The 13,813-nt window shown below is 45.1% G+C and carries 7 protein-coding genes; all 7 read right to left on the bottom strand.

Translation table 11 applies throughout. The features are described from left to right. Positions 1 to 71 precede the first annotated feature (71 nt). The 7 genes from K1Y79_RS13675 to K1Y79_RS13705 all read right to left on the bottom strand — a co-directional run bounded on the left by K1Y79_RS13675 (position 72) and on the right by K1Y79_RS13705 (position 13,766). A complete protein-coding gene (locus K1Y79_RS13675) occupies positions 72 to 1,412 on the bottom strand; it encodes a SusD/RagB family nutrient-binding outer membrane lipoprotein (protein WP_220250636.1) in 1,341 nt (446 codons plus the stop codon). A gap of 19 nt (positions 1,413 to 1,431) precedes the next feature. Continuing rightward, positions 1,432 to 4,626, bottom strand: coding sequence for a SusC/RagA family TonB-linked outer membrane protein (locus K1Y79_RS13680; RefSeq protein WP_220250637.1), 3,195 nt, complete (start codon positions 4,624 to 4,626; stop codon positions 1,432 to 1,434). Positions 4,627 to 4,929: 303 nt separating this feature from the next. Then, complete coding sequence (locus tag K1Y79_RS13685; RefSeq protein ID WP_220250639.1) at positions 4,930 to 6,369, bottom strand: SusD/RagB family nutrient-binding outer membrane lipoprotein; 1,440 nt, start codon at positions 6,367 to 6,369, stop codon at positions 4,930 to 4,932. Between the two features lie 18 nt (positions 6,370 to 6,387). Continuing rightward, positions 6,388 to 9,633 (bottom strand): SusC/RagA family TonB-linked outer membrane protein, encoded by a 3,246-nt coding sequence (locus K1Y79_RS13690; protein WP_220250641.1) that lies wholly within the window; start codon positions 9,631 to 9,633, stop codon positions 6,388 to 6,390. Between the two features lie 503 nt (positions 9,634 to 10,136). After that, complete coding sequence (locus K1Y79_RS13695; RefSeq protein WP_220250642.1) at positions 10,137 to 12,146, bottom strand: ComEA family DNA-binding protein; 2,010 nt, start codon at positions 12,144 to 12,146, stop codon at positions 10,137 to 10,139. Positions 12,147 to 12,159: 13 nt separating this feature from the next. Further along, positions 12,160 to 12,981 carry a hypothetical protein gene (locus K1Y79_RS13700; protein ID WP_220250644.1) on the bottom strand — a complete coding sequence of 274 codons (822 nt, stop codon included), beginning with the start codon at positions 12,979 to 12,981 and terminating at the stop codon, positions 12,160 to 12,162. Between the two features lie 149 nt (positions 12,982 to 13,130). Further along, the gene (locus K1Y79_RS13705) at positions 13,131 to 13,766 is read right to left on the bottom strand and encodes a deoxynucleoside kinase (protein ID WP_220250646.1); all 636 of its coding nucleotides are present in this window, start codon (positions 13,764 to 13,766) and stop codon (positions 13,131 to 13,133) included. Positions 13,767 to 13,813 lie beyond the last annotated feature (47 nt).

The raw sequence follows: 13,813 nt of genomic DNA on the forward strand, positions 1-13,813 counted from the left end.
TACAAATGTAAAAAAGAGACCTTAAAATGAAAGGTCTCTTTTTTAAAGATGGTACAGGGGTACTGTCTATGTTATTGTACATCCCACCATACTCGGCGGGTTAGCCTGGTGTTAGCAGGCGTATTGGTATTATACCTTACTTCACTGCTCGGATAGAACAAGGAGCGTGGCAAGGCCCCTCCCAAAACATTGCCGTCAGGGGCTGTCAGCTGCGGGAAGCCTGTTCTGCGCCAGTCAGTCCATACCTCCGGACTCAGGAACAGGGCAATATATTTCTGTACGATGATATCTCTCAAAGTGATATTGGCAGGTGTCTTTGCAACACTCGGCAGGTAGGAGGCATCTCCTATTGTCCTTTGCAGGTTTGCCCTTACTGCTTCATTGTAGGCTGCTGCTGCTTCAGTTGTGTTACCTCCTCTGAACTGTAGTTCTGCCTCAATAAACTTCTGCTCATCATAGGAGAGGAAGTAAACCGGGGAGTTGGGCGAGCCATATAGCGATCCCAGCGCGCTGGGGTCAGCAGGATCGAAATACACAGCATACCTTGGATCTCCTGCGTCGCTCATCAGGTCGTTGAGGTAACCGCTAAAAATGATATCTGCACGCTGTGTGTTAAACTGATACCAGGGTGCCTGGGTAGTGGTAGCACTGCTTCCTACAAACTTTACAAAAGCTGCTTCTCCGTCTTCAAAGCCATCTGCCAGCTGCGCAAGCGCTTTTTCCCGTGATGTTGCATCAACTTTGACTGTATGGAGGTATAATTTGGCTTTCAGGGCGTGTGCAAACTTCAGCCAAAGCTCAAGATCGCCCTCAAATAACAGGTCGTCATTGCTATTAGGCTGAAACTCACTACCATCATCCTTACCCAGTTCGGTAATGGCCTCATCCAACAAAGTGTGCAACCGGGCATAGATTGCCTGCTGGTTATCATACCGGGGCTGTGTATTACCCAAACCTTGGAATGCATCAGTAAATGGCACATCTCCCCAGAAATCTGTCACCTGGGCCAGGTCATTTGCCAACAGCACCTTACCTACTGCTGCATAATGAAGCTGACCCGCTGATGTGGCTACTGCTATCAATGTATCTATATTGGTCATAATCGATCCATAGAAACCTGCATACCACATGTTATCCACATCATCGGGGGTAATATTGTAAATATTAGCGCTGGCAGACTGGTTAGCGTCTCCTGTCACCTGCTGCATAAAAATAGCCGGGAAGCGTGATGCGTCGCCGCCCCAGGTATAAGCGCTTTGCAGGATAACACCTGGCAATAAAGAAGATGCCGTGGGATTCTTCAGCTGTGAAGGGTCATCGTTAATGCCGTTGTAAAACCAGTCTTTCCGGCAGCCCTGCGATATTACCAGCAGGAATAATAAAGGGAATATGTATTTATTTATCCGTAACATGGTCATTCGTTTTAAAGGGTTAGAATTTAAACTTGAAGTTCAGGCCATAGCTGGAGGTACCCGGCATATTGAAATAGTCAATACCCTGGGCATTGGTAGCTCCCGTAAGACTTGTTTCAGGATCTATACCCCTGTACGGTGTCCATATGATGATATTGCGGGCAAATAAATTCACGTTAATGCCCTTTATAAATCTGCTATTCTGGAATTTACCGGAAGGGAAATCATATGATAAAGTCACTTCACGTAGCTTTACGAAGGAGGCATCATCAATGAATGTCTCGGTCTGCGCACCAAAACCGCCTCCATTACCCAGATACCAGGCTTCATCCAACGGTACAGATGTTGTATTGGTTGGACCGGAACCAGGTTTTTCTGCTCCTCCTTCATTATGCACTACCTCACCTGCGTCATTCAGGTGGCCCATCACACCTTCAAATACCTGCATTTTTCCTCTGTCAATGGTATAATAAGAAGTGCCCATCGCCTGTAATGAACCGCGGGTACCATTCCAGAGATCACCTTTATGCTTCCAGTCTACGAGGAAGTAAAGGGAGAACCCTTTGTAAGCCAGCGTATTGCCAATCCCCATCAGAAATACCGGATTGGGGTTACCTACTCGTGTCTGTACATTAGATACAACGGGATAACCAAAATCCCCACTATTATCACTGATCACGATTCTGCCCTGCGCATCGCGCTGCCAGCCATAGGCATAGATAATTCCAGCCGGTTCATTAGGCAGATGTGCTACTACGGTACCGGTAAATCCATTCACAGTAATCTGATTAATACCAGGCGCAAGCGCCAGCACTTTACTACGGTTCATACTATAATTCACAAACAGATCCCAGGTAAAGGCTTTATCTGTAATCGGCTTGGCGCTCAGTGTCATTTCCAGGCCGTTGTTGCGGATAGATGCCGCATTCAGCGTTACATACTGGTAACCCGCGGAACCTGCTATCGGAGAACGTACCAGCAGGTCTTTACCTTTTGTATGATAGAAGGTCGCATCCAGGCCAATTCTGTTGTCCAGGAACTGTAACTGTAACCCTGCTTCATAAGAAAGCGTCTTCTCCGGTTTCAGGTCAGGGTTACCGAGTACGTTATTTAAGGAGAAACTACCCTTTCCGTCATAAGGGAAAGACACGCCTGTAGTATAACCATCAGGATAAGTAGTTGGTACAGAAAATGACTTGGTCAGGAACGGACCAGGGTCTTTACCTACCTGGGCGACTGATAGCCTAATCTTACCAAAATTAAGTATTGAGCCGTCTCTCATGCCACCCAATTCTGTAAACACAAATCCAAGGCTAGCGGATGGATAGAAGAAACTATTGCCTTCAGGTGGCAAACTGGAACTCCAGTCATTACGCCCGGTAATCTCCAGGAACAACATGGACTTCAGATCCAGGTTGATATCAAAATAGCCAGAGATCCTTCTATAAGGCGTAACATAGTTGTAGGACTTCTGTACGGTGGCATTACTGATGTTGTCGTAACCCGGAGAAGTCAGGCCATCACCTTGTACATACAGTTCGTCCATCCTGCGGGAGTAAAGGTTGTTACCCACTTTAACATCCATGCGGAAGTCTTTTGACAACTGTTTCGCCCAGGTAATAATCGCATCAGAGTTTACACTCTTATAAGTATACCTGTCGTCAAACAAGCGGCCACCATTAAATGCACCGGACTGTATCTCATAATACTGATGACGGTTATCGCTGTACACATCCGTTCCTATACGGTAAGTCAGCGTAAAGTCTTTTATGAAATCCCAGTCAAACTGTAAACTACCGATCAAGCGGTTCACCGCTGTGGTATATGGATTTTTATTGATCGTCCAGTAAGGGTTATCATATATACCATTACGGTAAGAACGCTGCAGGCCGTTTGAGAATAGATAGGTACGCGGATCATCTGCATCCAGGCCTCCGTTGGAGTTGTCAAACGAAATAGGAGTTCTGGTCAGACCCAGCATAATGCCTGACAGGTTACTACCATTCTGTGGCATGCTACCGTTGGAGACGTTAAAGTTCATATTACCTGACACCCTTACTTTATCAGAGACCTTCAACTGGCCTGCCAGTGCTATAGCAGTACGCTGATTATACTGAAGTGGTACGATAGAGTTCTGATAGTTATGAGAAACAGACATACGGTAAGTGGCTGCTTCTGTACCTCCGGTAAATGCCAGGGAGTTATTAAACGTTGCGCCGGTTCTCCAGAAGTCGCCTGTATTATCATACGGCACAAACTTTTCCTTTCTGGCAGGGTTGGAAACGCCGACAATATCGCCATGAATATCATACTCATTGGGGATACCATTCCAATATAAGGTGTCAACATTCGGCCCCCATGAATACCTGTTACTGGAAGTAAAAGGTGCCAGTAAATTGTTAGACCCCTTCACAAACTGTTTCTGGATTTTGGGAAGTCTGTTCACCCTGTCAAATGAAACGCCTGTGCTGAAATCAACGGATATTTTACCAGCTTTTCCTTTTTTAGTAGTGATAATGATAGCACCATTAGCGGCATCAATACCATAAATTGCTGCTGCGGCAGGGCCCTTTAATACTGCAATGCTTTCAATGTCATCAGGATTGATATCTGCGCCACGGTTAGTATTGGTCGCACCCTGCAGCAGGTTGTTGGCTGCATCAGCTGGATCGCCGGAGTAGTTCTGTGAGTTATCCACCGGAATACCATCTATTACAAAGAGGGGCTGATTGTTTCCGGTCAGGGAGTTCGTGCCCCTCAGTTTAACAAAGGTCGCAGCTCCGGGAGTACCTCCGGAACCTATCACCTGCATACCGGCCACTTTTCCTGACATGGCTCTGAGTGCATCGCCCTGACTGGCTTTTACCAGGTCGTCTCCTTTGACATCCTGCACGGCATAACCCAAAGCTTTCTTTTCACGTTTGATACCGATACCGGTAACTACTACCTCCTGAAGATTTTTATTGTCGGGGGTAAGGGAGGCGTTAACGGTTGACTCTCCACCAACCGTAATTTCTTTAAGCGTAAATCCCACGCTTCTGAACTGTAGGATGGCATCATTACCATCTACCTGCACGCGGAAGTTACCACTTTGGTCGGCGGTAGTACCTCTGGTAGTACCCTTTACCTGAACAGTTGCAAATGGTATGGGGGCACCATCGCTGCCTGTAACTTTACCGGTAACTTCCCGCTGTTGTGCGTAAAGCCCGGACATAAAACAAAGGGAAAAAAACAAACACAGTAAATGTTTCTGCATAACGGTTCTGATTTATTTATACACCAGGATGGTGCGATGAATGAATCACAGTCACAGAGAAAATCCGTTTGCTACCGTTTTAAAGACTGACATTTTCAAGCAAGTCCAATCTTCTATTTTGTTGATTGATTTACAAGGGGTTCTACTGCTATAACAAAAATACCTAATCAGGGTTCAGGCATTAACAAAAAAAAGCACCCTCCTCATGGATTGAGGAGGGCGCCGTTATCAATTCTAAATCTTGTCCAGAGCAGTACCGGGTTATTTTTTATCCCAGAACAGTTTAGTCGCCAGTAAGTCACCACCGATAGCTTTTGATGCGCTCTCGTAGTTAGACTGGTTCAGGTTCTGCTCACTTACAGGGTAAGTCAGTCTTACCGGAATGTTAGCATAGGTCATGCCAGTTGGAATGTTGAAGATTGGATAATCCAGTCTTCTCCATTCTGTCCATGCGTCGTAACCTCTGTTATACAGAGCAATATATTTCTGTGTACCGATCTTTTGTTGCCAGGTACCTGCAGCAGTTGCATAAGCTACGGTTGGCTGAGCGAGGTAAGTAGCTACCTGTGCATCAGTTCCACCCCAGTATCTGATGGAAGCAGTGATACCTGCATTGTAGTGTTCAACAGCAGTACCGGTTACTGTCAGACCTCCACGGGCTGCAGCTTCGGCCAGCGCAAACTCTACTTCAGCATAATCCAGCAGGAGTCCTTCAAAATCAGCTGCTGTGATCTTTGAGTTGATATGAGATGTTGCCTCATAGTCAGCACCAGAACCATAAACGCCACCCACATATGCGCCACCTACTGTTGTGAAGTAGAAAGCACGTCTTGGATCGTTCACGTTGTTCATTAGTGTTACCAGTGTATTAGCAGGTACGTAGTCAGCACGGTTACTCTGTACCAGATCAATCCAGATCGGGTTAGTGTTTGGCTGTGCTGGCAGGTACTGCAGACGGAAGTTTTCAGCGTTGGAAGAGATTACATTGGATGCTGCTTCGTTGATAGCAGTTGTAGCTGCCGCAGCAGTAGTTGTTTCATCCAGTGCGTTCAGACCCAGTTTCAGTCTCAGGGAGTTACCAAATTTAATCCATTTGGTAACATCGCCACCGTATACCAGGTCCTGAGTACCAAAGCTACCCTGAGTAGTTTTCAGTTTCTCAACGTCAGCTTTCAGGCGCGTCAGCAGGTCCAGATAAACTGTTTTCTGATCATCATAGGTCGGAGACAGAGATGACGTATTGAACGCGCTGGTGTAAGGAATATCACCAAAAGCAGTTACGAGTACATAGTAAGCGTAAACCTGGGTGATGTCTATAATGGCTAACTTGTTGTCTTTGATAGTCTGGTCAATATCAGATAAAGCAGGTACGCCTTCGATCAGCACCTTAGACTGCTCCAGATCCTTCAGTACGTCTCTGTACATGGAATGCCAGAAAGCCTGTGGAACGTTACGGGAAGCCAGGTCATAACGGCTCTCATCGAGATAGGTTACCTGAGATTGTTGCTGGGAAAGCAATCTGAATACGTTCAGGTTCACACTGTTTGAAACCATCAGATCAAACAGTGCCTTTTCAGCAGAAGAGAATACCATCTCACCAGGCACTACCAGCGCCTTTTTCGGATCATTATTCAGGCTGTCCAGGTCTGCACAGGAAGTGGCCAGTACCAGCGCTGATATATATGCAAATATCTTTTTCATGTTGTTTTTTCGTTTTTTTTAGAACCTGAATCTTACGTTAAAACCAAAGTTGCGGTAAGTAGGATACACACCACTCTGATAACCCTGGATGTTACCTGCTGCGAGGTTTTCTTCAGGATCAGCATAAGGAACATTTTTGTGGATAATCCACAGGTTACGACCCAGCAGGCTGATATCGATACCTTTAAATGCTTTCAGATTGTTGATCAGGCTACCTGGCAGCGAGTAAGTCAGAGACACCTCACGCAGTTTTACATAACCTGCATCATAGATAAATGCTTTGTTAGGGAAGCCATTCACACCCAGACCACGGGTACCACTCACACGTACACGCTGTGTATTAGGTTTGCCATCAGGTGTTACACCGTCGAAGATGATACCACCACCCTGTGCAACGTCGTCTCTGATAGATTTACCCTGATCATTCAGTCTTACACTCTCAGCATAGATACCAGTTGACTGGCCATATGCCTGGTCGAGGGAGTAAGTATCGCCACCTTTCTTGATATCAATCAGGAAGCTCAATGCCAGACCTTTGTAACGAAGGGTGTTAGTTACACCACCGATCCAGTCTGGTGTGAAGTTACCAATCACTTCATTGGATGAAGCAGAGATCTGGTAGTAACCTGGCAATACTGCCTGACCTTCACGATCTTCTACGATTGGTTTACCAGTTGCCTTGTCGTATACGAAGTCTTTACCACGGATAGCGCCATAAGCCTGGTTCCTTGCGTGACCGATAGTAATACCGCTCTGCAATGCACCTAACTGAATGAAGTCAACACCCTGTGGCAGATCCAGCACTTTACTTCTGTTCAGTGACCAGTTAGCGTTCAATGTCCAGGAGAAGTCTTTCAGTCTAACTGGTGTAATACCCAGACTTACTTCCACACCTTTGTTAGAGATAGTACCAGCGTTTACAAACATCTGATCGTAACCAGTAGCTCTTGAAACAGGGAGTCTTAAGATCTGGTCAACTGATTTAGATGAATAGTAAGTTACGTCCAATGTTAACAGGTTATCGAACAATGCTACTTCAGCACCTGTTTCAAATGCTTTTGTACGCTCTGGTTTCAGCTCTGAGTTCCTTTTTGTAGCAGGAACAGAGAAGATAGGTGTGCTACCAAAACCGGTTGGTTTATCATATGGATCATACAAAGCCTGCGCCGGAGCACTGTTACCTACTTCAGCGTAGTTTACACGTACTTTACCATAGTTCAGCCATGGTGCTTTTACAACTTCAGAGAAGGTGAAGCCCAATGATGCTGATGGGTAATAGTAACCTGCGTTCTGGCTAGGCAGTGTGGAAGACTCATCACGACGAGCTGCCAGATCCAGGAACAACATATTTTTATAGCCAATGGTTGCACTTGCAAATACACCATTTACCTGCAATAAGCTATCCGCTTCTTCCGGAGCCAGGATAGGGTTTCTTGAGTTAGACAGTGCATACAGGTTTGGTACAACCAGACCACCGTTGGTGGATGCGCGGATGTACTTAGCATGTGTACGTCTGATGTTACCACCCACTAAACCTGACAATTTGAAATCCGTGCTTACCTGCTTGTCGAAATTCAACATCAGGTCATAGTTATTTTCTGCGAAAGAACCATCATATCTGGAGTAAGAAGAAGGGTTTTTACTACCCACTGCATTACGCTCTTCCTGCCACTGATCATAGGTATCCATGCTCGCTCTACCCAGAACTGATAACCAGCTGTTGATCTGATAATTCAGGGTTACATTACCGAAGTAACGCATACGACCATCTCTCTCAAAGTTTTCGTATCGCATGAAGTAGAAGTTATCAGTATAAGTCGGCACCGGATTAGTTGGACTGGTCAGGTTCCATGACTTATTCTGTTTAGTTCTATTGTAATCATCTTCCTGATCCTTCATGTCGATGTTAGTCTGCCACCACTGACGGAAAGGCTGGTTCACGTTATACTCGTCATAACCTGTACCATAACGGCCTTTACCATCAATTTTAGACATGTTCACATTTGCGCTGGCAGTCAGTTTGCTGGACAGCTTATAGGTTGCTCCGAAGTTCACCATGTCTTTTACCAGACGGGCGTTAGGGATCATACCGTTTTCAACTGTTTTGGTGTATCCCAGTTTGAAACTTCCTTTATCGTTACCACCATCTACCATTACGCTATTGTTGGTAGTCAGCGTGTTTTTATAAAAGTAAGACGGTCCGTGTGCACCAGCTACCCAAGGTCTTGCCTTTCTGTAATAAGGAGAAGTAGGGTCCAGTGACTGATAGTTAAACACCATCAGGTTTGGATCGAATTTAGCACCAAAAGAAGCATCTTCTTTCATTGGCACTACCAGGTCTCTTGTACCGTCACCATCGATATCAGCATACCAGAACTGTCCGTCAGGAGACTGGTAAGTGTTATCTTCAACGTCATAATAACCTGCACCGTACTGGTTCTGATACTTAGGGAAAGTGCTCTTATCCATAGTACCTACAGTCAGACCGGTGTTAATAGTTACGCCCATACCCTGTCTGCCTTTTTTGGTAGTGATCATGATCACACCGTTAGCAGCACGGGAACCATACAACGCTGTCGCAGCAGCACCTTTCAGTACGCTTACGTTTGCAACGTCATCGGCGTTGATATCAGATGCAGCATTACCATAGTCAAAACCACCACGGCCAGTAGTCTGGTCAGGTGTGTTTGCAACGGAGTTATCAATAGGTACTCCATCTACTACGAATAATGCCTGGTTTGAGTTCTGGAATGATTTGTTACCACGCAAAACGATGTTGGTAGAACCACCCATGGTGCTGTTCCTTCTAACCTCCAGACCGGCTACTTTACCAGACAGAGAGTTTACAACGTTCGGATCACGTGTTCTGTTCAGCTCTTCTGCCTGAACAGTCTGAGCGGAGTAAGCCAGCTCATTCTTTTTTCTTGTAATACCAAGAGCTGTTACTACAACCTCCTGTAAGTTCTTGTCTTCTTCCTGCAGCTTTACAGTGAACGCTGAAGAAGCCCCTACTGTGTAATCCTGTGTTGCATATCCAACACTCCTGATTACCAGCACCGGACTTGCGCCTGTTATCGATAGTTTGAAATTTCCTTCCTGATCTGTCGTGGTTCCGTTGGTTGTCCCTTTAATTTGTACTGTAGCAAAAGGTATAGGTGCCCCATCTGCGCCGGTGACCTTACCCGTAATCTGACGCTGTTGTGCATACGTCAGGGTTACACTCACCATGAGCATGGTGAAAAAGAGTAACGCTCTTTTCTTCATAAACGATTTAGATTTAATTGACAATAAAATTTTTAAACAGGTCCCGTTTGTCTTGCAACCATTGGGCATAACAATATTGCAAAAACCCTTACCAGGATTTAAACCACAGTATTTTTACTAATAACTTTGTTGTTGAATCTTGAATGTTCGTTGCTGTACTTAAAAGAACCATCCGGGATGAAGGCGGCAAGACCCTGGATGGCTGTTTCTGTCGAAGCGGAATACCTTACACCTATGCCATTGACGGAAATATAACTATACCGTCCTAAAAAGGTTGACATACATGCATTAATAGCTGTTACAGCACAGGATAAAGAGATTCCGGCCTCTTTCATATTACGATTTAGATTTTGGTTGAGGACCACAATTTAGATAATTTTTTTCCTCTCAACCAAGAAAAATTTAACCTTTTTTTAAGAGAACTAAAAAAACATATATGTATGCTTATACACTTCAATATTATATAATGAAAAATTTAACATTCATTTTTGTCCATAATATCCCTAGAATAAGTGCTGCAATTGAAAATGTAGTCCACTTTCCCGTTTATAATCGGAAATCTGCTCACTATTTCCCATATCGTTTTTATTATTATATATCGTGGACTCGTATCTGCACCAAATAGTATATCTCTTTCCCAACTTCAACCTCATCCTCACCTGTAACTGTTGTCCATCACCTGTTAAGCGTGATAACGCATATTCATATAACATCCCTGCTGTTGTACTATAAAGACTACTATTACTCCCCCCTGTCATAAACCGTGTATACCTCATATACAATTGCAGCGCAACCTGCTCTACCTGATACACCCATTCCTGATATGCCATAAAACCCTGCTCACGGTCGCCATCCTTATTATAACTATTTACTTCCACCCGGCTTTTCATAGTCAGACCCGCCGTCACCTGCATACGGCACTGTACCCGCCAGCCTGCCCGCACCACGCTTACCAAAGGTGGAATGAAGCTATATGTGCGCTCGCTGTTTTCCTGTTTCACCAACCTGTTATACCGTATAAAACACTCTGTCTGTTTATCTGGCGTATATGTCAGTGCGAACATCACATCACTGCCTCTTCCCGGCGCTGCCGCCCTGTATTGCAGCCAGGGAAACGTAAAATGATCTGCATAAGCGGTCATCTTTAAACCAGACCTTATCGTAACACTTAGCGCAGTATATATTCCTTTCTCATTTACAGGCTTATAAAACTCTCCCCAGGCATCCGCATACAACGAATGATAGCCTTTATTGTAATTGCGATACAATAATACGATATCAACATGCCGGCCCGCAGCCATTAACACGCCATTAATTGTTGCCACCCTGCCGTTATTACTCATCGCCCATTCTCCAAAAAGATGTACGTTCTTCATCGTAACTTCATAATCTGCACTGACGCCGGCCAACCGGTCTCCTGCAAAAGCAAATTGCTGATAAGGTTTTTCTCCTTTCTGTACCGGCGCTGACAATAAATGCTGTATAAAGTTCACGCCTAATTTGTGCTGCACTCCTTCCAGTGTAATGTTGCCTCCTGTTGTAAATAGCGACAACGTACCTCGCTTAGCTATCTCTGATTCCGTACGATGATAACCGGTACCTGCAGTAATGCTACCATCCAGCTGGCGTAACGATATAAATCCTGTTCCCGATACCTGCTTATGTTGCAACGTTACTGCTGCGCCACGGTAAAAATTATGCTCTCCCGCTGATGCATATGCCTTCAGTAAAGCAGCCTCCCGTTTTACCTGCATCACTGCAGCGCCTTTGCCAAATGCCAGTGATTGCCAGTTCAGTAATCCCTGCCCCATATTGACAGTAAAATCACCTATTGCCAACGCCTTTATACACTTATACTGACTGATAAACATATGCAGACTATAAAAGTCAAACCCTTGCTTATTTCCTTTTCTGAACAATGGCTCTCCTGCATCTTTTTCCATGACTACTCCCCAGCTCATATAATGCGTGAGCTGATACCTGTAGCGCAGCATCACTTTATCCGGGCTACCCAGGTAACGCGCTGCAACAGTATCTGTACGCTGGTATTCCTGTTCGTTCTCCAGTCTCCTACCGTACCGCAGTAACAGGCTATGTTCCCCTTTCCTAAAGTAATCACTACAACTATAATGCGGTTCAAACTCCTTACCTGCCTGCACATAAGGCAACAAACGACCAACCACCTGCACATCAAAGCCAGGTATGGCCTGTAACTCATACACGCTAAGTAATGCACCCATCTGCCTGCGATAGTCAAGTAATTGCTGTAGTTGTAAAGGAGATAGTATATGCAGTGATTTCAGCACTGCAGCACTGGCGGTATTCAGATTAATTTTCCTTCTTGCAAACGTCTGCAGCTGCTGCCAGTGTGAATCATCTTCCGGCATACCTGCAGTCAGTGCCGTGTAACTTTCCAGCTGACTTTCTTCTATTGCTGTCAGTGCTGGTGTTGTTTGCGCATGCACATGACTATTCAATAATCCTGCAAGCAGGAACACCAATTTCTTTTTCATAATGGCCGCAGTATTACAGTGAATGCTTCTTCAGATGCCACACTACAGTACCAGAAGGCGTAACCCCTAACTGCGGATGATGACTAGCCGTCAGCAGGAAATACAATTGCCCTACCGTCAGTCCTAACGCGGCTGTATTCAGCTGTGGCACTGTGCATATGCCCAGTTGCAGGGAAAGCGCCGGAATGATCCGGTATTCACACATCACCTTCGTGAGCAGGTCTGCCGCTGTCTCTTTTACGACTGCAGCACTTAAAAGAAAGACAGGCGATATCTCATAGCCTATCCCTGCACTGTAAATAACAGGTACCTGCTCATCGGATAATGACTTCAGCCGCATGCCTGCAGGATTGAACACATGTAAACCTGCATGCAATTGCCTGGTAAGATGGAATAAGCATCCCCATTCAGCAACAAATGCATGTACCTTAAAGTAACCCGGGATCATCTGTGAGATGTAATTCATCTGCAACCCCATACTCAGTCGTTCTCCGAGCTTACGTCCGTAAGCTAATCCGAGCGATTGCCTGCGGAAGTCCGGGAAGCCGGATTGTGCCAGCTGTAATCCGAAGCCGCCATTAGTGACAGGTATCGCTACAGCACCACGATGCGTACTGATGGCTGCAAGCATAAACCTTCTTTCAGTAGATACGCCTGCAGCGGGTGCAGGTAAATACGCGAGTGCTGCCTGATTCTGCCATGTGGTGAACAGTTGATGATAGTTCCGGCTGTAAGTGCCTGCAAAAGGCTGTTTATCAACAGAAAGCCAGACGAGTTGTGCACAGATAACAAATGTACACAGCGTGCAAACAATGGTTGCAATGATCTTCTTCATTTGCATGTAATAGATATGGATTAGTTGGTTTCTCTAAAAAAATGCTGTGGTAATGCGGGTCAACTGGTAACAAACAAAAATCTCCTCACTTGCGTGAGGAGACAATATTAGGAAATAAATATTTACTAAAAAAAATCAGTTCATGCTGATCAGAATAATCCGTGTAACTGAGAGTCTATTTTTGAAATGATCTCACCAAGATCTTCTTCGCTTTCAGGGAATTTGTTTTTATCAATATCGATAATCAGCAACGGTCCTTCAGCATATTTCTCAATCCAGTTATTATAAAATTCATTCAGTCTCTTTAGATAGTCCAGGCGGATATTCTCTTCATATTCTCTTCCTCTTTTCTGTATCTGGGCGACCAGTGTTGGTACAGATGCGCGGAGATAGATAAGCAGGTCCGGTGGTTTTACCATTGACTTAACCGTCTCAAAGAAGTTGAAGTAATTATCAAAATCCCTTTTGGTCATCAGTCCCATCTCATAAAGGTTAGGCGCAAAGATGTGTGCATCTTCATAGATGGTTCGGTCCTGTATAACGATCTGATTGCCTTTCTGAATATCCAGCAGCTGTTTAAGACGACCGTGCAGGAAGTATATCTGCAGGTTGAAAGACCAGCGGGGCATGTCTTCATAAAAATCGTTCAGGTAAGGATTATGCTCAACGTCTTCAAACTGCGGAGCCCATTTATAATGTCGTGACAGCAGCTCAGTAAGTGTGGTTTTTCCCGCGCCGATATTTCCGGCAATAGCTATATGTTTGATCGTGTGTTGTTTTGTCATGATGTTATCAGGGGTCACTCATCATTCGTTAGCAGCCAGTTAGCGGC

Source organism: Chitinophaga rhizophila, assembly GCF_019492185.1.
Classification (GTDB): domain Bacteria; phylum Bacteroidota; class Bacteroidia; order Chitinophagales; family Chitinophagaceae; genus Chitinophaga; species Chitinophaga rhizophila.

What these genes read in the sequence shown, in the direction of transcription:
- K1Y79_RS13675 (WP_220250636.1), bottom strand. Translation starts at nt 1,412, where the DNA reads ATGTTACGGATAAATAAATACATATTCCCTTTATTATTCCTGCTGGTA.
- K1Y79_RS13680 (WP_220250637.1), bottom strand. Translation starts at nt 4,626, where the DNA reads ATGTCCGGGCTTTACGCACAACAGCGGGAAGTTACCGGTAAAGTTACA.
- K1Y79_RS13685 (WP_220250639.1), bottom strand. Translation starts at nt 6,369, where the DNA reads ATGAAAAAGATATTTGCATATATATCAGCGCTGGTACTGGCCACTTCC.
- K1Y79_RS13690 (WP_220250641.1), bottom strand. Translation starts at nt 9,633, where the DNA reads ATGAAGAAAAGAGCGTTACTCTTTTTCACCATGCTCATGGTGAGTGTA.
- K1Y79_RS13695 (WP_220250642.1), bottom strand. Translation starts at nt 12,146, where the DNA reads ATGAAAAAGAAATTGGTGTTCCTGCTTGCAGGATTATTGAATAGTCAT.
- K1Y79_RS13700 (WP_220250644.1), bottom strand. Translation starts at nt 12,981, where the DNA reads ATGAAGAAGATCATTGCAACCATTGTTTGCACGCTGTGTACATTTGTT.
- K1Y79_RS13705 (WP_220250646.1), bottom strand. Translation starts at nt 13,766, where the DNA reads ATGACAAAACAACACACGATCAAACATATAGCTATTGCCGGAAATATC.